3 protein-coding genes are annotated in these 24,701 nt (G+C 75.6%); all 3 read left to right on the forward strand.

Features of this window, described 5'->3' with window-relative positions:
• On the forward strand, positions 1-697 hold a 697-nt coding region (locus tag DQE82_RS29560), incomplete at its 5' end, for an acyl carrier protein (RefSeq protein ID WP_233514821.1).
• A gap of 245 nt (positions 698-942) precedes the next feature.
• Entirely contained in the window at positions 943-1,791 is an 849-nt protein-coding gene (locus tag DQE82_RS29565) for a metallophosphoesterase (RefSeq protein WP_043331321.1), read from the forward strand.
• Positions 1,792-2,116: 325 nt separating this feature from the next.
• Positions 2,117-24,685 carry a type I polyketide synthase gene (locus tag DQE82_RS29570; protein WP_113974788.1) on the forward strand — a complete coding sequence of 7,523 codons (22,569 nt, stop codon included), beginning with the start codon at positions 2,117-2,119 and terminating at the stop codon, positions 24,683-24,685.
• The last annotated feature ends 16 nt before the right edge of the window (positions 24,686-24,701 follow it).

Consider the following 24,701-nt stretch of genomic DNA (forward strand, 5'->3'; position numbering starts at 1 on the left):
GGCGTTGCAGCGGGCGTTGGATGGTGGTGAGGGGCAGGTGGTGGTGGCGGATGTGCGGTGGGATCGGTTTGTGCCGTCGTTCACGGCGTTGCGTCCGTCCCGGTTGTTCACCGACATCCCCGAAGCAGCACAGCCCGCACCGGCCGAGGAGGCGCCGAAGGGCGAGGACCGCGGCGCGGCGTCGGCGCTGCGCGAGCGGCTCGCCGCCGCCTCCGGGCCGGAGCGCGACCGCATCCTGCTCGACCTGGTCCGCGGCACCGCCGCGGCGGTGCTGGGACACGCCACGCCGAGCGGGATCAGGCCCGCCCGCGGCTTCCTCGAACTGGGCTTCGACTCGCTCACCGCAGTCGAGCTGCGAAACCGGCTGACCGCCGCAACGGGCATCGGACTGCCCGCCACCCTCGTCTTCGACCATCCCACCCCGAACGCGCTCGCCGGTCACCTGCGGGCCGAGTTGGCGCCCGAGCAGCCGGCGTTGCCGATCGTGGCCGAGATCGAACGCCTCGACAAGCTCCTCGGCGGGCTGCCGGGCGACCAGGTCGACGACGCGGTCGTCGGTCGGCTGGAGGACCTGCTGACCCGGTGGCGGGGCCGACCCGCCGCCACCGCGTCGGCGCCGGCCGCCGCGGAGGAGTTGGAGTCGGCCAGCCGGGACGAGCTCTTCGACATCATCCAGCGGGAGTTCGGCAAGTCCTGAGCGGACACTGCCCGACCCGGGCGGGGGGACGGGCCGGGGAAAGGGGCACCCGACGGCGCCGGACGCCTGGCCGGCGCCGTCGCGCAGGCGCGCCCTTAGGGGTCCACGAAGCCTGTCTAGGGGTGTGCCGGTGTGGATCCGGCTCCGTAGGGTCGGAGCACGCCAGGCCGTCTCGCCCTGCCCACCGGCAGCCGAGCGGTACGGATGTGGGTGCGTGCGGTACCCCGGATGGACGGGAGGTCCGCATGGCCGGATCCGGCTTGCCTCAACTGCTCGCCATCAGCGACCTGCACGTGGTGCACGCGGAGAACAAGGCCATCGTCGAGCGGCTGCGGCCGGAGCGCGACGGCGACTGGCTCGTCGTCGCCGGCGACGTCGGGGAGTTCGTCGGCGACATCGAGTGGGCGCTGGGACTCCTCAGCCGCCGCTTCGCCAAGGTCATCTGGGCCCCCGGCAACCACGAGCTGTGGACTCCCCGCGAGGACCCGATCCAGCTGCGGGGGGACGCGCGCTACCAGCACCTGGTGGAGCTGTGCCGGGGGCTCGGGGTGGTGACTCCGGAGGACCCGTACCCCGTCTGGGACCCGCAGGGCGACGACCCGGTCCTGATCGCGCCGCTGTTCCTGCTCTACGACTACACCTTCCGGCCCCCGGGGACGTACACGAAGGAGCAGGCCCTGGCACGGGCCCACGAGGTCGGCGTGGTCTGCACCGACGAGATCCTGCTGCACCCGGACCCGTACCCGACGCGGGACGCCTGGTGCCGGGCGCGGCTGGCCCTGACGGAGCGCCGGCTCACCGCCGAGCGCGGCGGGCTGCCCACCGTCCTGGTCAACCACTTCCCGCTCGTACGCGAGCCCACCCGGATCCTGCGGTACCCGGAGTTCGCCCAGTGGTGCGGCACCGAGACCACTGCCGACTGGCACGTCCGCTTCGACGCCCGCGTCGCCGTCTACGGTCACCTGCACATCCCGCGCACCACCTGGTACGACGGGGTCCGGTTCGAAGAGGTCTCGGTCGGCTACCCGCGGGAGTGGCGCCGCCGGTCGACGCCCCCCGGCCGGCTGCGCCGCATCCTGCCGTCGGCCGCCTGAATGGCCCTCGTGGCGCTGGTCACCGCCGCTCCCGGAGCCTGCCGGGACGCCGCCCGCGGGCCGGTCGATCAGGGGTTCTCTAGGGGTTGGGCGGGTGTTGGGCGCTCAGTACCGTCCAGTCACGGTGGCGGGCGTGTGTCGGCGGGACTGTCCGGCGTGGCGGGCGCCTGAGCAGGCACGACGACCGGAATCAGGAACAGGTGTGGGTTTCGTGAGCCGAACGGCCGCGTCTGCACCCACCTGTGCACGAAGCCGGCCCGCCGGCGGTGGTGTGGTCAACGAATCGGCAGATTCCGATCGATAGCAAGCTCTGGGCGGGTGGGTCATGGCGGACGAAGACAAGCTCCTCGAACACCTGAAGTGGGTGACCTCCGAGCTCCGCCTGGCGCGTCGGCGCCTGACCGAGCTGGAGGACGAGGACGCCGAGCCGATCGCGATCGTCGGCATGGCCTGCCGTTTCCCCGGTGGCGTCGCCTCACCTGAGGACCTCTGGGACGTCGTCGCCGGCGGGGTGGACGCCACCGGCGCGTTCCCCGACGACCGGGGCTGGGACCTCGACCGGCTCTACGACCCCGACCCCGACCACCCCGGCACCACGTACAGCAACCGGGGTGGCTTCCTGCGCGACGCGGGTCTGTTCGACCCGACCCTGTTCGGGATCTCGCCGCGCGAGGCGCTGGCCATGGACCCGCAGCAGCGCCTCCTGCTCGAGGTGACCTGGGAGGTCTTCGAGCGGGCCGGCATCGACGCCGCGTCGGTGCGGGGCAGCCGTACCGGGGTGTTCGTCGGCACCGCGGGGCAGGACTACACGTCCGTGCTGCGGCAACTGCCCGAGGGCACGGAGGGCTACGTCCTCACCGGCACCGCCGCGAGCGTCATGTCCGGCCGGCTGGCGTACTCCTTCGGGCTGGAGGGGCCGGCCGTCACCATCGACACCGCCTGCTCCTCGTCGCTGGTCGCCCTGCACCTCGCCGGTCAGGCCCTGCGCGACGGTGAGTGCTCCCTCGCCGTGGCCGGCGGCGTCACCGTGCTGGCCACGCCGGGCGCCTTCGTCGAGTTCTCCCGCCAGCGGGGGCTCGCCTCCGACGGGCGGTGCAAGGCGTTCTCCGCCGACGCCGACGGGACCGGCTGGTCCGAGGGCGTCGCCATGTTGCTCGTCGAGAAGCTCTCCGACGCCCGGCGCAACGGGCACCCCGTCCTGGCGGTGATCCGGGGCAGCGCCGTCAACCAGGACGGCGCCAGCAGCGGGCTGACCGCCCCCAACGGCCCCGCGCAGCAGCGGGTGATCCGGCAGGCGCTGGAGAACGCCCGGCTCAGTCCGTCCGACGTGGACGCCGTCGAGGCGCACGGCACGGGCACCCGGCTGGGCGACCCGATCGAGGCGCAGGCGCTGCTGGCCACGTACGGGCAGGGCCGCCCCGCCGACCGCCCGCTGTGGCTGGGCTCGCTGAAGTCGAACATCGGCCACCCGCAGGCCGCGGCCGGCGCCGGCGGCGTCATCAAGATGGTGATGGCGATGCGGCACGGCGTGCTGCCGCCCACCCTGCACGTGGACCGGCCCTCACCGCACGTCGACTGGTCGACCGGCGCCGTGGCCCTGCTCGACGAGGCGCGCCCGTGGGCCGGCGGCGAGCACGTCCGCAGGGCTGGCGTGTCGTCCTTCGGCATGAGCGGCACGAACGCCCACCTGATCCTGGAGCAGGCGCCGGCCCCCGACCCGGCCGGCGACCACGCCACCCCGTCCCGCCGTCCCGCCGTCGTGCCCATGCTGCTCTCCGCCGCGCAGCCGGCCGCGCTCGCCGCGCAGGCGGACCGGCTGGCCCGTTGGCTCAGCGACGACGAGGAGCCGCGCCCGCTCGATGTGGCCTGGTCGTCGGTGGTGTCCCGCTCGACGCTCGACCGGCGTGCGGTGGTGCTCGCCGGGGACCGTGGGGGCCTGCTGACGGGCCTGGAGTCCCTGGCGGCGGGCGCGCCGTCGGGCACCGTGGTCACGGGCCAGGCCGGGGACCGCGGTCCGCTGGCGGTGCTCTTCTCCGGCCAGGGCGCGCAGCGCGCCGGCATGGGCCGCGAGCTGTACGCCGAGTTCCCCGTCTTCGCCGCCGCCCTCGACGAGGCGTGCGGGCATCTCGACCGGGTGCTGCCGCGCCCGCTCAAGGAGGTGCTGTTCGCGCCGGAGGGCTCCGCCGAGGCGGAGCTGCTGGACCAGACCGCGTTCACCCAGGCCGGGCTCTTCGCCGTCGAGGTGGCGCTGTTCCGCCTCGTGGAGTCGTTCGGCGTGGTGCCGGACTTCGTGGGCGGGCACTCGATCGGTGAGATCGCCGCCGCGCACGTGGCCGGGGTGCTGTCCCTCCAGGACGCCTGCCTGCTGGTGGCGGCGCGGGGCCGGCTCATGCAGTCGCTGCCCGACGGCGGCGGCATGCTCGCCGTGGCCGCCGACGAGGCGGCCGTGACGGAGTCGATCGCCGGGCTGACCGACCGGGTCGGCGTCGCGGCCGTCAACGGCCCGACCTCCGTCGTGGTCTCCGGCGCCGTCGACGCCCTCGACGAGGTGGAGCGCGTCTGGCGCGACCGGGGTGTGCGTACCCGCCGGCTGGCCGTCAGTCACGCGTTCCACAGCCCGCTGATGGAGCCGGTGCTGGAGCGCTTCCGCGGCATCGTCGAGCGGCTGGACCTCGCCGCCCCCACGCTGCCGATCGTGTCGAACCTGACCGGTGCGCTCGCCGACGCCGACGAGATCCGCACCGCCGACTACTGGGTACGGCACGTCCGCGAGGCGGTCCGCTACGCCGACGGGCTCGCCGCGCTGCGCGACGCCGGGGTCGACACCTTCCTGGAGGTCGGCCCGCAGAGCGTACTTGCCGCGATGACGACCGACGTGCTGCCCGACGACGACGTGCTCGCCGTCGCAGCCCAGCGCCGGGACCGGCCCGAGGCGCAGGCGCTGCTGCACGCCCTCGCCGAGCTGCACGTGCACGGGTTGCCGGTGTCCTGGCGGGAGTGGTTCGCCGACACCGGCGCCGCCCGGGTCGACCTGCCCACGTACGCCTTCCAGCGGGAGCGGTTCTGGCCCGAGATGCTGCCGTGGCGGGTCGGCGACGTGTCGGGCGCCGGCCTCGGCGTCGCGGGGCACCCGCTGCTCGGCGCGGCGGTGCGGCTCGCCGGCGACGACGAGGTGGTGCTGACCGGCCGGCTGTCGACGTCGACGCACCCGTGGCTGGCCGACCACGTGGTCGGCGGCAACGTGGTGGTGCCGGGCACCGCCCTGGTGGAGCTGGCGGTCCGCGCCGGCGACGAGGTGGGCGCGTCGCGGGTACGGGAGCTGACCGTGGCGGCGCCGCTGGTGCTGCCCGACTCCGGGGCGGTACGCGTGCAGGTGCGCGTCGGCGCTGCCGACGACGCCGCCGTCCGGACGGTGTCCGTGTACTCCCAGCCCGAGGAGGACGACGACACCGACTGGGTGCGGCACGCCGACGGCCTGCTCGAACCGGTGTCGGCCGACGAGCCGGGGCTCGGCGAGTGGCCGCCGGCGGGCGCGACCGAGGTGGACCTGACCGGCTGGTATCCGGCGCTGGCCGAGCACGGCCTGTCGTACGGGCCGGTGTTCCAGGGCGTACGGCGGGCCTGGACGGCCGACGGTGGGGCGTACGCCGAGGTGACGCTGCCGGACGGGGCGGCCGGCGAGGCGGGCGCGTTCGGGGTGCACCCGGCGCTGCTGGACGCCGCGCTGCACCCGGTGGCGCTGCTGCTCGAGGCCGAGGCCACGGGCGGGCCGCGCGTGCCGTTCGCGTTCGAGGGCGTGCAGGTGCACGCCTCGGGCGCCCGGACGCTGCGGGTGCGGCTGACCCGGGACGGCTCCGGGGTGCGGCTGGTCGCCTGCGACGGCTCGGGCGCGCCGGTGGTCTCGGTGGACTCGCTGGTGCTGCGGGAGATGACCGCGACGGCGACCCGGGGCGGTGCCGCCCGGTCGCTGTACGAGGTGACCTGGCAGGCCGAGCAGATCGAGAGCGTCGACGACCTTCCGGGGTGGGCGGTGCTGGGCCGGCCGGCACCGGACGCGCTGCCGGAGGTGCCGGTCTTCGCGGACGTGGCGACCCTGGCGGCGGACGGGGCCACGGCCCGGCAGGTGCTGCTGACGGTGCCCGCCGGCGATCCCGGCGTCCCCGTGCCGGAGGCCGTGCGGGCGGCCACCAGCGGTGTGCTGGACGTGCTGCGGTCCTGGCTCGCCGCCGAGCCGCTGGCCGACACGAAGCTCGTGGTGGTGACCCGGGGCGCGGTGGCCAGCGGGGACGACGACCAGGTCACCGACCTCGCCGCCGCCGCCGTCTGGGGCCTGCTGCGCTCGGCGCAGTCGGAGCACCCGGGGCGGATCGTCCTCGCCGACGTCGAGGGCGAACTGACCCCCGCGACCCTCGCCGTGCTGGCCGGGGCCGCCGTCGACCCGTCGGTCTCCGGCGGCCAGCTCGCGGTGCGCGGCGAGCGCACCCTCGTGCCGAGGCTGGCGCGGCCGGTGGGCGACGAACTGACCCCGCCGTCCGGCCCGTGGCACCTCGCCCCCGTCACCGGCGGCACCCTGGACGGGATCGCGCCGGTGCCGGCCACGCCCGCGGAGCTGGGCGAGGACCAGGTGCGCATCGCGGTGCGCGCGGCCGGCGTGAACTTCCGCGACGTGCTGATCGGCCTGGGCATGTACCCGGATCCGGCGGCCGTGATGGGCAGCGAGGGCGCGGGCGTCGTGGTCGAGGTCGGCCCCGGCGTGACCGACCTGGCGCCCGGCGACCGGGTGATGGGCATGTTCGAACTCGGGTTCAGCCCGCAGGCCGTCGCCCATCGCCGGCGCATCGCCAAGATGCCCGCCGGCTGGTCCTTCACCCAGGCGGCGTCCGTCCCCCTGGTCTTCCTGACGGCGTACTACGCGCTGCGGGACCTCGCCGGGCTGCGGTCCGGCGAGTCGGTGCTGATCCACAACGGCGCCGGTGGCGTCGGGATGGCCGCCATCCAGCTCGCCCACCACCTCGGCGCCACCGTCCACGCGACGGCGAGCCCCGGCAAGTGGGGCGTGCTGCGGGAACTCGGGGTGGCCGAGGAGCGGATCGCGTCGTCGCGGACCACCGAGTTCGAGCAGACCTTCGGCGCGGCCACCGGCGGTGCCGGCGTCGACGTGGTGCTCGACGCCCTCGCCGGTGAGTTCGTGGACGCGTCGCTGCGGCTGCTGCCGCGCGGTGGCCGGTTCGTGGAGATGGGCAAGGCCGACGTACGCGACCCGGAGACTGTCGCCGCCGACCACCCGGGCGTGGCGTACCGCGCGTTCGACCTGAACGAGGCGGGCAGCACCCGCATCGGCGAGATGCTCACCGAGATCCTCGACCTCTTCGCGCGGGGCGCGCTGCGTCCGCTGCCCGTACGGGCGTGGGACGTGCGTCAGGCCCGGCAGGCGCTGCGGCACGTCAGCCAGGCCCGCCACGTCGGCAAGGTGGTGCTGCGCATCCCCGCGCCCGCCGACCCCGACGGCACCGTGCTGCTCACCGGCGCGGCCGGAACCCTGGCCGGCGTGCTCGCGCGGCACCTCGTCGCCACCGGCCAGGCCCGCCGCCTGCTGCTGGCCTCCCGCCGCGCACCCGGCCGGGACGACGCGTACGCCACCCTGGTCCGGGAACTGACCGACGCGGGCGCCGACGTCACCGCCGCGGCCGTCGACGTCAGCGACCCCGCGCGGGTCACCGAGCTGGTCGCCGGGATCGACCCGGCGTACCCGCTGACCGCCGTGGTGCACACCGCCGGGGTGATCGCCGACGCGACCATCGGTTCGCTGGACGAGTCCGCCCTGCGTGCAGTGCTGGCGCCGAAGGTGGACGCCGGGTGGGCGTTGCACGAGGCCACGCGGCACCTGGACCTGTCGGCGTTCGTGCTGTTCTCGTCGGTGGCGGCCACCCTCGGCTCGCCGGGGCAGGGCAACTACGCGGCGGCGAACGCGTTCCTCGACGCCCTCGCGCAGCACCGCCGGCAGCAGGGGCTGCCCGCCACCAGCCTCGCCTGGGGCATGTGGGCCACCGACAGCACGATGACCGCCCACCTCGACGGCGACGACCAGCAGCGGCTGCGGCGCGTCGGGATGAGCCGGCTCTCCCCGGCCGAGGGCGTCGAACTCTTCGACGCCGCCCTGCCGGCGGCCCGGCCGGTGCTCGTCGCGGCCCGCCTCCACGTCACCGGCGAGGCGAGCGGCGTACCGCCGCTGATGCGGCACCTGCTGCGCGGCGGCGGCCGGCGCCGCACCGCCACCGATCGGCCGAGTGCCGGGGCGTCGTGGCGGGAGCGGCTCGACGGCCTGTCCGAGGCGGACGCCCGGCAGGCGCTCGTCGACCTGGTCTGCGGCCAGGCCGCCACGGTGCTGGGGCACGCCTCGGCACAGGCGGTCCCCGCCGCCCGCGCCTTCAAGGATCTGGGCTTCGACTCGCTGACCTCGGTGGAACTGCGCAACCGCCTCGGTGCGGCCACCGGGCTGCGGCTGACCGCCACGCTGGCCTTCGACCATCCCACCCCGGCCCGGCTGGCCGAGCACCTGTTCGCGCAGCTCGGCCCGGCCGCGGGAGCCGGCGCCACCGTCCGTACGGTCGTCACCGCCGACGCCGACGAGCCGATCGCCATCATCGGCATGGCCTGCCGCTACCCCGGCGGCGTCGCCACCCCCGAGCAGCTGTGGCAGCTCGTCACCTCCGGGGCCGACGCCATCGGCGAGTTCCCGGCGGACCGCGGCTGGGACCTCGACCGGCTGTACGGCACGGACGGCGACCAGGCCGGCGGCACCGTCACCCACCAGGGCGGCTTCCTCTACGACGCGGCCGACTTCGACGCCGGCTTCTTCAACATCAGCCCCCGTGAGGCCCTCGCCATGGACCCGCAGCAGCGGCTGCTGCTGGAGACCGCCTGGGAGAGCTTCGAGTACGCCCGCATCGACCCCGCCACCCTCAGCGGCACCGCCACCGGCGTCTTCGTCGGCGCCGCCTCATCCGGCTACGCCACCAGCGGACGCGACGACCTGGACGGCCTCGAGGGGCACCTGCTGACCGGCACGGCGGGCAGCGTCGCCTCCGGGCGGGTCGCCTACATGTTCGGCCTCGAAGGCCCGGCGGTCACCGTCGACACCGCCTGCTCCTCGTCGCTGGTGGCGCTGCACCTCGCCGCCCAGGCGCTGCGCGGCGGCGAGTGCGACATGGCCCTGGCCGGCGGGGTGGCGCTGATGGCGCAGCCCGGCATGTTCTCCGAGTTCTCCCGGCAGGGCGGCCTCGCCCCGGACGGGCGGTGCAAGGCGTTCGCCGCCGGCGCGGACGGCACCGGCTGGTCCGAGGGCGTCGGCATGCTGCTCGTGGAGCGCCTCTCCGACGCCCGGCGCAACGGGCACCGGGTGCTCGCCGTGCTGCGCGGCTCCGCCGTGAACCAGGACGGCGCGTCCAACGGGCTGACCGCGCCGAACGGCCCGTCGCAGCAGCGGGTCATCCGCCAGGCCCTGGAGAACGCGCGGCTCGCCCCGGCCGACGTGGACGCGGTCGAGGCGCACGGCACCGGCACCGTCCTCGGCGACCCGATCGAGGCGCAGGCGGTGCTGGCCACCTACGGCCAGGACCGTGCCGCCGGCGAGCCGCTCTGGCTCGGCTCGATCAAGTCGAACATCGGCCACTCCCAGGCGGCGGCCGGGGTGGCCGGCGTGATCAAGATGGTGCTGGCGATGCGGCACGGCGTGCTGCCGCCGACCCTGCACGTGGACGAGCCCTCGCCCCACGTCGACTGGAGTGCCGGAGCCGTCGCCCTGCTCACCGAGGCCCGGCCGTGGCCCGCCGTCGACCGGCCCCGCCGGGCCGCCGTGTCGTCGTTCGGCATCAGCGGCACCAACGCGCACACCGTCATCGAGCAGGCACCCGGCGAGCCGGCCCCGACGCCCGCGCCGACTGGGCACGTTCCCGGCCTGGTCGGGCCCGCCGCCGTACCCCTGCCGGTCTCCGGCAGAAGCCCCCGCGCGCTCCGGGCACAGGCTGCCCGCCTCGGCGAACGGCTCGCTGGCGACGCTGACCTCGACCCGCGGGACCTCGGCTTCTCCCTGGCCACCCAGCGGGCGCACCACCCGTACCGCGCGGTCGTCGTGGCCAACGGCCGGGACGACGCGCTCGCCCGGCTGGCCGCACTCGCCGACGGCGACACCTCCCCGGCGGGCGTGGACGCCGCGTCGAAGGTCGTCTTCGTCTTCCCCGGCCAGGGCTCCCAGTGGACTTCGATGGCGCTGGACCTGATGGAGACCTCGCCGGTCTTCCGGCAGCGGATGGACGAGTGCGCCGAGGAGTTGTCCCGGCTGGTCGACTGGAACCTGGGGGACGTGCTGCGGCAGGCGCCCGGCGCGCCGCCCCTGGACCGGGTGGACGTGGTCCAGCCCGCGCTCTTCTCCGTCATGGTGTCCCTCGCGCATCTCTGGCGCGCGTGCGGCGTCGAACCGGCCGCCGTCATCGGGCATTCGCAGGGGGAACTCGCCGCGGCCTGCGTCGCCGGCGCGTTGACCCTCGCCGAAGCCGCACGGCTCGTCGTGGCGCGCAGCCACGGCCTGCTGTCGATCGCTGGTCGCGGCGGCATGGTCTCCGTGCCGCTCCCGGCCGCCGACACCGAGCGGCTCATCGCGCCGTGGCGGGGCAGCCTCTCCGTCGCCGCCCTCAACGGCGCCGCCGTGACAGTGGTCGCCGGCGACTCGGCGTCGGTCGCCGAACTGCTCGCGCACTGTGCCGAGCGCGACGTCCGCGCCCGGCAGATCGCCGTCGACTTCGCGGCGCACAGCGGCCACGTCGACCCGATCCGCGACGAGGTGATCGCCCGGTTCGGCACCGTGGACCCCCGCTCCAGCACCGTGCCCTTCCACTCCACAGTCACCGGCGAGCCGATCGACACCGCCGGGCTCGACGCCGACTACTGGTACCGCAACCTGCGGGAGCCGGTCCGGCTCGCGCCGGTCGTGGACCAGCTGATCGAGCGGGGCTTCCGGACGTTCGTCGAGGTCAGCCCGCACCCCGTACTCAAGATCGCCGTGCAGGACGCGCTCGACCGGAAGGCCGACGGCGGCGTGGTGGTGGGCTCGCTGCGCCGCGACGGGCACGGGCCGCGTCAGCTACTGGCCAACCTCGGCGAGCTGCACGTCGCCGGCGTGCCCGTCGACTGGTCGCGCGTCTTCGCCGGCTCCGGCGCCACCCCTGTCGACCTGCCCACGTACGCCTTCCAGCGGGACCGGTTCTGGCCGGTGCTCGACCGCTCCGCCACCGGCGACGTGTCGGGCGCGGGGCTGGGCGCGGCCGGGCACGGGCTGCTCGGCGCGGCGGTGCGCCTCGCCGGCGACGACGAGGTCGTGCTGACCGGCCGGCTGTCGGCGTCCACGCACCCGTGGCTCGCCGACCACGTGGTCGGCGGCGCCGTGGTGCTGCCGGGCACGGCCCTCGTCGAGCTCGCGGTGCGCGCCGGCGACGAGGTCGGCGCCTCCCGGGTGCGGGAACTGACCGTCGCCGCGCCGCTGGTGCTGCCGAACCCGGGCGCGATCCGCGTGCAGGTGCGCGTCGGCGCCGCCGACGGCTCCGGAACCCGGAGCGTGGCGGTGCACTCGCAGCCCGACGGCGACCCCGAGGACCCCTGGACACGGCACGCCGACGGTCTGCTGGAGCAGGCCACCGACGAGCCGGCGCTGGGCTCCTGGCCGCCGGCCGGAGGCACCGAGGTGGACCTCGCCGGCTGGTACCCGGCGCTCGCGGAGCGCGGCCTGGCCTACGGACCGGCGTTCCGGGGCCTGCGGCGGCTGTGGACCGCCGGCGACGAGGCGTACGCCGAGGTGACCCTGCCGGACGAGGCGGCCGGCGACGCCGGCGCCTTCGCCGTGCACCCGGCGCTGCTGGACGCCGCCCTGCACCCCGTCGGGCTGCTGCTGGCCGAGCGCTCCGGCGGACCGCGTGTGCCGTTCGCGTTCGAGGGCGTGCAGGTGCACGCCTCCGGCGCCCGGACGCTGCGGGTGCGGCTGACCCGGGCGGGCTCGCGCGTGCGGCTGGTGGCCGGGGACGAGTCCGGCGTGCCCGTGGTGTCGGTCGAGTCGCTCGCCCTGCGGGAGATGACCGACGCCACCGGTGCGGAGGCCGCGGAGCGGTCGATGTTCGAGGTGACGTGGCAGGCCGAGACGGTCACCCCGGCGCGGGACGTCTCCGGCTGGGTGCTGCTCGGCGACGGACCCGCCCCGGCGGACCTCGTCACGCCGGTGTTCCCGACCGTCGGCGAGCTGACCGCGGCGGTCTCGGCCGGTACGGTCGAGGCGCCCCGCGCGCTCGTGGTCCCCGTGCCCGCCGGCACCCCGGACGGCGACCTGCCCGACGAAGTCCGTACGGCCACCGCCCGCGTCCTGGCCGTGCTGCACTCCTGGCTGGACAGTGAGGCGCTGGCCGACACCACGCTCGTGGTGCTGACCCGGGCGGCGGTGGCCGCCACCCCGGCGGACGCGGTGCGGGACCTGCCCGGCGCTGCGGTCTGGGGTCTGCTGCGCTCGGCGCAGTCCGAGCACCCGGGGCGGATCGTCCTCGCCGACGTCGACGGGGACCTCACCCCGGCCACCCTCGCCGTGCTCGCCGCCGTCGCCGAGAACCCCTCGCCGACCGGCGGCCAGGTGGCCGTACGCGGCAACGAGGTGCGCACGCCCCGCCTGGGCCGGCCCGCCGGCCAGGCCGCCGACGAACTCGTCCCGCCGGACGGACTGTGGCGGGTCGGGGCGGTCAGCCCCGGCACCCTCGACGGCGTCGGCATGGTGCCCGCCGCCACCGCCGCCCTGGACACGGGCCAGGTGCGCATCGCGGTGCGCGCGGCCGGCGTGAACTTCCGCGACGTGCTGATCGGCCTGGGCATGTACCCGGATCCGGCGGCCGTGATGGGCAGCGAGGGCGCGGGCGTCGTGGTCGAGGTCGGCCCCGGCGTGACCGACCTGGCCCCCGGCGACCGCGTGCTCGGCATGTTCGAGCCGGCCTTCGCCCCCGAGGTGATCGCCACCCGCGACCTCGTGGCGAAGATCCCCGCCGGCTGGTCGTTCGCGCAGGCCGCCTCCGTGCCGGTGGTGTTCCTGACGGCGTACTACGCGCTGCGGGACCTCGCCGGGCTGCGGTCCGGCGAGTCGGTGCTGATCCACAACGGCGCCGGTGGCGTCGGCATGGCCGCCATCCAGCTCGCCCGGCACTGGGGCGCGACGGTCCACGCCACCGCCAGCCCCGGCAAGTGGGGCGTGCTGCGGGAACTCGGGGTGGCCGAGGAGCGGATCGCGTCGTCGCGGACCACCGAGTTCGAGCAGACCTTCGGCGCGGCCACCGGCGGTGCCGGCGTCGACGTGGTGCTCGACGCCCTCGCCGGTGAGTTCGTGGACGCGTCGCTGCGGCTGCTGCCGCGCGGTGGCCGGTTCGTGGAGATGGGCAAGGCCGACGTACGCGACGCCGAAACCGTCGCCGCCGACCACCCGGGCGTCACCTACCGCGCGTTCGACCTCAACGAGGCCGGGCACCGGCGCATCGGGGAGATGCTCACCGAGCTGCTCGACCTGTTCGCACGCGGCGCGCTGCGCCCGCTGCCGCTACGGGCGTGGGACGTGCGCCAGGCCCGGCAGGCGCTGCGCCACATCAGCCAGGCCCGGCACATCGGCAAGGTCGTCCTGCGGGTGCCCGCCCCCGCCGACCCGGACGGCACCGTGCTCGTCACCGGCGCCGGCGGGGCCCTCGCCGGCGTGTTCGCCCGGCACCTCGTCGCCACCGGCCAGGCCCGGCACCTGCTGCTGGCCTCCCGCCGTGGCCCCGAGCACTACCGGGAGCTGGTCGACGAGCTGACCCGCGCGGGCGCCCGGGTCACCGCCGGCACCGCCGACGTGACCGACCCCGCGCAGGTGACCCGGCTGCTGGAACTGGTGGACCCGGCGCACCCGCTGACCGCCGTGGTGCACACCGCCGGGGTGATCGCCGACGCGACCATCGGTTCGCTGGACGAGTCCGCCCTGCGTACGGTGCTGGCGCCGAAGGTGGACGCCGGGTGGGCGTTGCACGAGGCCACGCGGCACCTGGACCTGTCGGCGTTCGTGCTGTTCTCGTCGGTGGCGGCCACCCTCGGCTCGCCGGGGCAGGGCAACTACGCGGCCGCGAACGCGTTCCTCGACGCCCTCGCCCGGCACCGGCGTGAGCAGGGGCTGCCCGCCACCAGCCTCGCCTGGGGGCTGTGGGCAACCAGCAGCGCCATGACCGCCCACCTGGGCGGCAACCAGCACCGCAAGGCGATCCGCGCCACCAGCGCCCCGTTGACCGACCAGCAGGGCGTGGCGCTGTACGAGCTGGCGCGACAACGCGGCGCGGCGCACCTCGTCCTCATGAACCTGCCGCCGGCGTCGCGGGCGACCGGCCAGAACGTGCCCAGCCTGCTGCGGGACGTGGTCCGTGCGGGAGGCCCGGCCCGGCGCGCGGTGGGTCGCGGCCTCGCGGACACCGCCTCCGTACGCGACCGGCTGGCGACGCTCGGCCCGGCGGAGCGGCGCTCCCACCTGCTCGACCTGGTGGCCGCCGGCGTGGCGGCAGTGCTCGGGCACCGCTCGGCGGAGACCGTCGACGCCCAGCGCGCCTTCAAGGAACTGGGCTTCGACTCGCTCACCTCGGTGGAACTGCGCAACCGGCTCTCCGCCGCCACCGGCCTGCGGCTGCCCGCCACCGTGGCGTTCGACTACCCGACCCCGGTGGTGCTCGCCGAGTTCCTGGACCGGGAGCTCGGCGGCGCCGCAGTCGTGGACCGGCCCGCCGCGGTCGGCACCGCCGCCGCCCTCGACGAACCGATCGCCATCATCGGCATGGCCTGCCGGTTCCCCGGCGACGTGCAGACCCCCGAGCAGCTGTGGGACGTGGTCACCGCCGGCGCCGACGTCATCTCGCCCTTCCCCACCGACCGGGGCTGGAACCTCGACGACCTGCGCGCCGACGGCCAGGACCCGGACGCCGTACCACGGCAGGGTGGCTTCCTCCACGACGCCGCCCAGTTCGACGCCGCCTTCTTCGGGATCTCGCCCCGCGAGGCCCTGGCGATGGACCCACAGCAGCGGCTGCTGCTGGAGACCTCCTGGGAGGCCTTCGAGCGGGCCGGGATCGACCCCCACTCGGCGCGGGGCAGCAGCACCGGCGTCTACGTCGGCCTGATCTACCACGACTACGCCTCCCAGGCCGCCGGCGGCACCGACGAACTGGACGGCCACGTCGGCAACGGCAGCGCCGGCAGCGTCGCCTCCGGCCGCATCTCGTACCTGTTCGGCCTGGAGGGCCCTGCCGTCACCGTCGACACCGCCTGCTCGTCGTCGCTGGTGGCGCTGCACCTGGCCACCCAGGCGCTGCGGCAGGACGAGTGCCGCCTCGCCCTCGCCGGCGGGGTGAGCGTCATGTCCACCCCCGGCATGCTCACCGAGTTCTCCCGGCAGCGCGGCCTGTCGCCCGACGGGCGGTGCAAGGCGTTCGGCGCCGGCGCCGACGGCACCGGTTTCGCCGAGGGCGTCGGCATGCTCCTGCTGGAGCGCCTCTCCGACGCGCAGCGCAACGGTCACCGCGTGCTCGCCGTCGTCCGGGGCAGCGCCGTCAACCAGGACGGCGCCAGCAGCGGTCTGACCGCGCCGAACGGCCCCGCACAGCAGCGGGTGATCCGGCAGGCGCTCGCCAACGCCCGGCTCGCCACCACCGATGTGGACGCCGTCGAGGCGCACGGCACCGGCACCGCCCTCGGTGACCCGATCGAGGCGCAGGCGCTGCTGGCCACGTACGGGCAGGGCCGACCGCAGGACCGTCCGCTGTGGCTGGGGTCGGTCAAGTCGAACATCGGCCACGCCCAGGCGGCGGCCGGCGTCGCCGGCGTGATCAAGATGGTGCTGGCGATGCGGCACGGCGTGCTGCCGCCGACCCTGCACGCCGAGAAGCCGTCCCCGCACATCGACTGGACGGCCGGGTCGGTCGCGCTGCTCACCGAGGCCCGGCCGTGGCCCGCCGTCGACCGGCCCCGCCGCGCGGCGGTGTCGTCGTTCGGCATCAGCGGCACCAACGCGCACACCATCGTCGAGCAGGCCCCCGAGCCCGCCCCGGCGCAGGCCGCCCCCGCCACGGGCGTCCCGGGCGACCTCGTCGCCTGCGTCCTGTCGGCCCGCGACGCCGCCGCCCTGCACGAGCAGGCGCGCCGGCTGCGGACCCTCGTCGACGGCGAGCCGGACCTGACCATCGCCGACGTGGGCCGGGCCCTCGCCACCGCCCGCAGCGCCTTCGAGCACCGCGCCGTGCTGCTGCCCGCCGACCGCGCCGGGCTGCTCGCCGCCCTCGGTGCGCTGGCCGACGACGAGCCCTCGGCCGCCGTCGTGCGGGGGATCGCCCGCAGCGGCCGCACCGCCGTCCTCTTCTCCGGCCAGGGCGCGCAGCGCGCCGGTATGGGTCGCGGGTTGTACGGGGCGTTCCCGGTGTTCGCTGCCGCGTTGGACGAGGTGTGTGGTCACCTGGATCCGTTGTTGCCGCGTCCGCTCAGGGAGGTGCTGTTCGCGTCGGAGGGTTCCGCCGGGGCGGAGTTGCTGGATCAGACGGTGTTCACCCAGGCGGGCCTGTTCGCGGTCGAGGTGGCGTTGTTCCGCCTGGTGGAGTCGTTCGGTGTGGTGCCGGACCTGGTGGCCGGGCACTCCATCGGCGAGATCGCGGCGGCGCATGTGGCGGGCGTGTTCTCCCTGGCTGACGCGTGCGCGATGGTCGCCGCGCGGGGCAGGCTCATGCAGGCCCTGCCGGCGGGCGGCGGCATGCTCGCCGTGGCCGCCGACGAGGCCGCGGTGGCCGAGTCGATCGTCCCGTTCGCCGACCGGGTCGGCGTCGCCGCCGTCAACGGCCCCACCGCCGTGGTGGTCTCCGGCGCCGCCGAGGCCCTCGACGAGGTGGAGCGGGCCTGGAAGGACCGGGGTGTGCGTACGCGCCGGCTCACCGTCAGCCACGCGTTCCACAGCCCGCTCATGGAGCCGATGCTGGCCGAGTTTCGGCAGACGCTCGACGGGCTGACGTTCCACTGGCCCGTCCTGCCGATCGTGTCGAACCTGACCGGGCAGGTCGCCGACCCCGACGAGATCGGCACCCCCGACTACTGGGTCCGCCACGTACGCGAGACCGTCCGCTTCGCCGACGGGATCGCGAGCCTGCGCGAGCGCAACGTCCGTACCTTCCTCGAACTGGGCCCCGACGCGGTGCTCGCCGGCATGGTGGGCGCCTGCCTGCCGGACGACGACGCGGCGGCGGTCGTGGCGACCCTGCGCCCCGGCCGACCCGAGCCGGCGTCGCTGGTCCACGCGCTTGCGGAGCTGTACGCGCACGGCACGCCGATCACCTGGACCGCCCTCCTGCCGGCCGGAACCCGCCCGGTCGACCTTCCGACGTACCCGTTCCAGCGGCAGCGCTTCTGGCCGGCCGTGGGCCGGCTGCGCGCCGGCGACGTCAGCGGCGCCGGCCTCGGCGTGGCCGAGCACGGTCTGCTCGGCGCGGCCGTGGACCTGGCCGGCGACGACGAGATCGTGCTGACCGGCCGGATCTCCCCGACCACCCACCCCTGGCTGGCCGACCACGTCGTCTCCGGCGTGCCGCTGGTCCCGGGCACGGCCCTCGTGGAGCTTGCCGTCCGCGCCGGCGACGAGGCGGACCTGCCGCGGCTGCGGGACCTGACGGTGCTCGTGCCGCTGGTGCTCCCCGAGTCCGGCGCCGTACGGATCCAGGTGCGGGTGTCCGCGTCGGATTCGCCGCAGCGCCCCGTCGCCGTCTACTCCCGCCCCGACGACGACCCCGAGGCGGGCTGGACCCGGCACGCGGAGGGCGTGCTGGAACCGGCCACGGCCGACGAACCGCAGCCGACCGCCTGGCCGCCCGCCGGCGCCACCGAGGTGGACCTGACCGGCTGGTACCCGGCGCTCCTCGAACACGGCCTGTCGTACGGGCCGGCGTTCCAGGGGCTGCGCCGGGTGTGGACCGGCGAGGACGACGTCTTCGCCGAGGTGGTCCTGCCGGACGACGCGGCGGCGGAGGCGGCTCGCTTCGGCGTGCACCCGGCGCTGCTGGACGCCGCCCTGCACCCGATCGGGCTGCTGCCCGGCGCCGAGGAGACGGGCGGGCCGCGCGTGCCCTTCGCCTTCGAGGGCGTACAGGTGCACGCCTCCGGCGCGAGGCTGCTGCGGGTGCGGTTGACCCGCAACGGCTCCGCGGTGCGGCTGACCGCCCGCGACGAGGCGGGCGCGCCGGTGGTGTCGGTGGACTCCCTCGTCCTGCGGGAGCTGACCGGGGTGGCCGCCCCGAACGCGGCGTCGCGCTCCCTGTTCGAGGTGGCCTGGCAGGCCGAGGAGGCCGACCCGGTCGACGACGCGTCGGGCTGGGCGGTGCTGGGCGGGCCGGCCCTGCCGGGCGTCCCCGGTGGCCCCTCCGCCGAGACGATCCGGCAGCTGCGCGCCGCCATCGACGCCGGCATCGCCCCGCCGCGCCTGCTGCTCTTCACGCCGGCCGCGTCGCCCGCCGACGACGGCGACCCGGCGGAGGCCGTACGCACTGTCACCGCCGACGTGCTGGGCCTGGTGCAGGAGTGGCTGGCCGTCGACGCGCTGGCCGACTCGAAGCTCGTGGTGGTGACCCGGGGCGCGCTGGCCGTCCGCGACGGGGACCGGGTGAGCGACCTGGCCGCGGCGGCCGTGTGGGGCCTGCTGCGCTCCGCGCAGTCCGAGCACCCCGGTCGCATCGTCCTGGCCGACGTCGACGACGCGATCAACCCCGGCACGCTCGGCGTCCTGGCCCGCTTCGCCGCGGACCCGGCCGGCGGTCAGGTCGCGGTGCGTGCGGGCGCGGTGTTCGTGCCGCGTCTGGTGCGTGCGGTCGCCCCGGTGTCGGTGGAGACGCCGGTTGTGGGTGACGGTGCGGTGCTGGTGACCGGTGGTACGGGTGCGCTCGGGGCGTTGGTGGCGGAGCATCTGGTGTCGGCGCATGGTGTGCGGTCGCTGGTGCTGGTGTCGCGGCGTGGTCCGGGGGCTGCGGGTGCGGGTGAGTTGTCGGAGCGGTTGTCGGCGTTGGGTGCGTCGGTGCGGGTGGTGGCCTGTGACGTGACGGACCGGGATCAGGTGTTCGGTCTGGTGGCGGAGGTCGTTGCCGGGGGTCGGCTGGCGGGTGTGGTGCACACCGCTGGTGTGTTGGATGACGGTGTCGTGGAGGGGCTGACGGCGGAGCGGCTGGCGGGGGTGTTGGCGCCGAAGGTGTCGGCGGGTTGGTTGTTGCATGAGGCGACGGCGGGTCTGGATCTCGACTTGTTCGTGGTGTTCTCGTCGGTGGCGGGTGTGTTGGGTTCGCCGGGTCAGTCGGCGTACGCGGCGGGCAACGCGTTCCTGGACGGGTTGGCGGTGTGGCGGCGGCAGCTCGGGTTGCCGGCGGTCAGCCTCGCCTGGGGCATGTGGGACACCCCCGGCATGGCCGCGTCGATCGGCGGCAACGACCGGGCCCGTACGGCACGCGCCGGACTCCGACCGATGAACGCCCGCACCGGCCTGGAACTCTTCGACGCCGCCGTGGGGGCACAGCGGGCGGCGCTGGTGCCGGCCGCGATCGACGTACCCGCGCTGCGGGCGGCAGCAGCCGGCGCGGTCGTACCGCCGATGCTGCGCAACCTGGTCGACGTGGCGACGACCCGCCGCCGCGCCGGCCAGGGCGCCCCCGGCGGCTGGGCCGACCGCCTCACCGGCCTCAGCGCAGAGGACGGCCTCGCGCAGGTCGACCAGCTGATCCGGGGCCTGGTCGCGCAGGTCCTCGGGCACGGCGGCGCCGAGGCGGTGCCGGCCGACCGGGCGTTCAAGGACCTGGGCTTCGACTCGCTGACCGCCGTCGAGCTGCGCAACCGGGTGAACGGCGCGACCGGCCTGCGCCTCACCTCGACCCTGGTGTTCGACCACCCGTCCCCGCAGGTCCTGGCGGCCCACGTGTACGCGGAACTCGCCGGCACCCGGCCCGGCGCCGTCACGACCGACGAGGCGGCGACCGGCGACGCCGACGAGGCGATCGCGATCGTCGGCATGGCCTGCCGCTACCCCGGCGGGGTGGAGTCTCCCGACGAGCTGTGGAAGCTGGTCAGCACCGGTGGGGAGGGCATCGGGGAGTTCCCGGCCGACCGGGGCTGGGACCTGGAGTCGCTGTACGACCCGGACCCCGACCACGCCGGCACCTCGTACACCCGCCACGGCGGCTTCCTGTACGGCGCGGCGGAGTTCGACCCCGGCTTCTTCGGTGTCTCGCCGCGTGAGGCCCTCGCCATGGACCCGCAGCACCGGCTGCTGCTGGAGGCGTCGTGGGAGACGTTCGAGTCGGCGGGCCTGGACCCGTCGGGCCTGCGGGGCAGCCGGACCGGTGTCTTCGCGGGCGTCATCTACCACGACTACTCGACGCGCCTGATGGAGACGCCCGAGGTCGAGGGCTACATCGGCACCGGCAACTCGGGCAGCGTGCTGTCCGGCCGGGTCGCCTACACGTTCGGCCTCGAAGGCCCGGCGGTCACCGTCGACACCGCGTGCTCGTCGTCGCTGGTGGCGTTGCACCTCGCGGTGCAGGCGTTGCGGTCGGGTGAGTGTGATCTGGCGTTGGCCGGTGGTGTGACGGTGATGGCCACGCCCGGCACGTTCGTGGAGTTCTCCCGGCAGCGTGGTCTGTCGGCCGACGGCCGGTGTAGGTCGTTCGCGGCGTCGGCGGACGGCACGGGCTGGTCCGAGGGCGTCGGTGTGCTGCTGGTGCAACGGCTCTCCGACGCGCAGCGGGAGGGCCGGCGGATCCTGGCGGTGGTACGGGGCAGCGCCGTGAACCAGGACGGCGCGTCGAACGGGCTGACGGCGCCCAACGGTCCGTCGCAGCAGCGGGTGATCCGGCAGGCCCTGGCGAACGCCCGGCTCACCACCGCCGATGTGGACGTGGTGGAGGCGCACGGTACGGGTACGACTCTGGGTGACCCGATCGAGGCGCAGGCGTTGTTGGCGACGTACGGGCAGGAGCGTCCGCAGGATCGGCCGCTGCTGCTCGGGTCGGTGAAGTCGAACATCGGGCATGCGCAGGCGGCTGCGGGTGTGGCTGGTGTGATCAAGATGGTGTTGGCGATGCGGCACGGCGTCGTCCCGGCGACGCTGCATGTGGACGAGGCGTCCCCGCACGTCGATTGGACGGCCGGGGCGGTCGCTCTGGCGACCGAGGCGGTGCCGTGGCCGCGGGTGGGTCGGCCGCGTCGGGCGGGGGTGTCGTCGTTCGGGATTTCCGGCACGAATGCGCACGTGATCATCGAGCAGCCGCCCGCCGAGGTGGTTGAGGGGGAGGTCGTCGTCCGCGAGGTGCCGGTGGTGCCGGTGCTGCTGTCGGCCCGCGACGCCGCCGCACTCGCCGGGCAGGCGGGCCGGTGGGCGCGGTGGCTCGCCGTCGACGAGGCCCCACGCGGCGTGGATGTGGCCTGGTCGTCGGTGGCGTCGCGGTCGGCGTTGGAGCACCGGGCGGTGGTGTCCGGGGCGAGCCGGGACGAACTGCTGGCGGGTCTCGCGGCAGTGGCGGCCGGCGAGCCGTCGGGGGCCGTCGTGACCGGTTCTGCCGCCGCGCGCGGCCAGTTGGCGCTGTTGTTCTCGGGTCAGGGTGCGCAGCGTGCGGGGATGGGCCGGGAGTTGTCCGCTCTGTTCCCGGTGTTCGCCGCCGCGCTGGTCGAGGTGTGCAGTCACCTGGATCCGTTGTTGCCGCGTCCGCTGCGGGAGGTGCTGTTCGCTGAGGCGGGTAGTGCTGAGGCGGAGTTGCTGGATCAGACGGTGTTCACGCAGGCGGGGTTGTTCGCGGTCGAGGTGGCGTTGTTCCGCCTGGTGGAGTCGTTCGGGGTCGTGCCGGACATGCTGGCTGGTCACTCGATCGGTGAGGTGACGGCGGCGCATGTCGCGGGCGTGTTGTCCCTGGCGGACGCGTGTCAGTTGGTGGCGGCGCGGGGTCGGTTGATGCAGGCGCTGCCGGCCGGTGGCGGGATGCTGGCGGTGGCCGCCGACGAGGCTGCGGTGGTGGAGTCTCTCGCGGGGCTGACCGGCAGGGTTGGTATCGCGGCGGTTAACGGGCCTGCCGCTGTGGTGGTGTCGGGTGCCGTCGAGGCCCTGGACGAGGTGGAGCGGGTTTGGCGGGAGCGGGGCGTGCGCACTCGCCGGCTGACGGTGAGCCATGCGTTCCACAGTCCGTTGATGGAGCCGATGCTGGCCGATTTCCGCGCGGTCCTGCACGGCCTCACCTTTGCCACGCCGCTGCTGCCGGTGGTGTCGAACGTGACCGGGGCCCTGGCCGGCGACGAGATCCGCACGGCCGACTACTGGGTGCGGCACGTCCGCGAGGCCGTCCGGTACGCCGACGGGATCGCCGCTCTGCGGGCCGCCGGTGTGGACACGTTCCTGGAGGTCGGGCCGCAGAGCGTCCTGACCGCGATGACCGCCGACGTGCTGCCCGACGACGACGGTGTGCTGGCGGTGGCTGTGCAGCGCCGTGACCGTTCGGAGGCGCACGCGCTGCTGCACGCCCTGGCCGAGCTGCACGTGCACGGGATGCCGGTGACCTGGGCACAGTGGTTCGCCGAGACCGGCGCGCGGCGGGTGGACCTGCCCACGTACGCCTTCCAGCGGGAGCGGTACTGGCCCGAGCCGGCGAACCGGCCGCGGCAGACGGCGACCGACGGCGGCGACGCCGACTTCTGGAAGGCCGTCGAACGCGGCGACCTGAGCGCCCTCGCCGCCCAGTTCGGCGACGACGGCGCCGCCCTGGACGCCCTCACCCCGGCGCTGCCGGTCCTGTCGACCTGGCACCGGGCGCGCACGCAGCGGGCCGTCCTGGACGCATGGTCGTACCGCGTCGGATGGAAGCGCGCCGACATCACCGCCGGCCCGGCCCGGCCCGGCGCTTGGCTGCTCGTGACGGCCCAGGACGACCTGGCGGACGGCACCCGGGCGGAGGCGGTCACCAAGGCCCTCGCCGAGGTCGGCGCCGCCGTGGTCCGGCTCACCGTCGACCCGGCCGGCACCGACCGGGCGGGCCTCGCCCGGCGGCTGGGCGACGCGCTGGCCGACGGTCCCGTCACCGGCGTGCTCTCCCTGCTCGGCCTCCGCGACCAGCCGCACCCCGCCCACCCGGCCGTGCCGGTCGGGACGGCCGCCACGCTGCTGCTGCTCCAGGCGCTGCACGACACCGGGGCGACGACCCGGCTGTGGTGCCTGACGCAGGGCGCGGTCAGCACGGGCGACGGGGACACCGTGCACGCTGCCGTCCAGAGCGGGCTCTGGGGCCTGGGGCTCGTGGCGGGCCTGGAACACCCCCACCTGTGGGGCGGGCTGGTGGATCTGCCCGAGCAGGCCGACGCGACGGCCTGGGACCGGCTGGCGCGGGTGGTGACCGGCGCCGGCGACGAGGACCAGCTTGCCGTACGCCCCTCCGGGGTGTTCGTCCGTCGCCTGGTCCGCTCGGCGCCCGCCGCCCCCGACACGGCGCAGCGGTGGCGGCCGTCCGGCACCGTGCTCGTCACCGGCGGCACGGGCGCGCTGGGCGCGCACGTAGCCCGCTGGGCGGCGGCCAACGGGGCGGAGCACGTCGTGCTGACCAGCCGCCGCGGCGGGGACGCCCCGGGGGCCGTGGAGCTGCGCGAGGAGCTGACCGCCCAGGGCGTACGGGCGTCGGTCGTCGCCTGCGACGTCGCCGAGCGCGACCAGGTGGCGGCGCTGCTGGCCCGCCTCGACGAGGATCCGGCGCCGCTGACGGCCGTGGTGCACGCGGCGGGCGCCGGCGAGTCCGGGCTGATCGCCGACACCGACCTGGCCGCGTTCGCGGGCGTGCTCGACGGCAAGGTGGCCGGCGCGCTGCACCTGGACGCCCTGCTCGGCGACCGGCCGCTGGACGCGTTCGTGCTCTTCTCCTCCATCGCCGGGGTGTGGGGCAGCGGCGGGCAGTCCGCGTACGCCGCCGGCAACGCCTTCCTCGACGCGCTCGCCGAGCAGCGGCGCGGCCGGGGCCTGGCGGCGACGTCCGTGGCCTGGGGACCGTGGGCCGACGGCGGCATGGCCACCGGCGAAGCCCAGCAGATGCTGGCCCGGCGCGGCCTGACCGCCATGGCGCCGGCCGACGCCGTGCACGCCATGCGGTACGCCGCCGGCCTGCCCAGGGCGGCGCTGACCGTGGTGGACGTCGACTGGGCGGTCTTCGCCCCGGCGTACGCCTCGGCCCGCCCCCGGCCGCTGCTCGACGACATCGCCGAGGCCCGGGAGGCGCTGCACGCCCACGCCGTGGAGCAGCAGCCCGGCGGTGCCGCCGACGCCCTGCGGGAGCACCTGCTCACCCTGCCCCACCCCGAGCGGGTCCGGCACATGGTCGACCTGGTCCGCACCCACGCCTCGGCCGTGCTCGGCCACGCGGGAACGGACCGGGTCAAGCCGCAGCGGGCGTTCAAGGAGCTCGGATTCGACTCGCTGACGGCGGTCGAGCTGCGCAACCGACTCACCGGCGTCACCGGCCTGTCGCTGCCCGCGACCCTCGTCTTCGACTACCCGAACCCGGCCGTGCTCGCCGAGAACCTGCTCGACGGCCTGCTGCCCGAGGCGGCGCAGGCGGACGACGGCGACCCGACGGAGGCGGCCGTCCGGCAGACGCTCGCGGCGATCCCGCTGGCCCGCCTCCGTGAGGCCGGGCTGCTGGACCTGCTGCTCAACCTCGCCGACACCGACGGCGACGACGGTGACGAGTCCACCGACGAGGACCTGGACCTCGACGACCTCGACACCGACGCCCTCGTCAGGCTGGCGCTTGACGGAACCGATTCCTGACCGTTGTCCCCAGTAC

It is taken from the genome of Micromonospora sp. LHW51205 (assembly GCF_003315815.1).
Taxonomy (GTDB): domain Bacteria; phylum Actinomycetota; class Actinomycetes; order Mycobacteriales; family Micromonosporaceae; genus Micromonospora; species Micromonospora chalcea.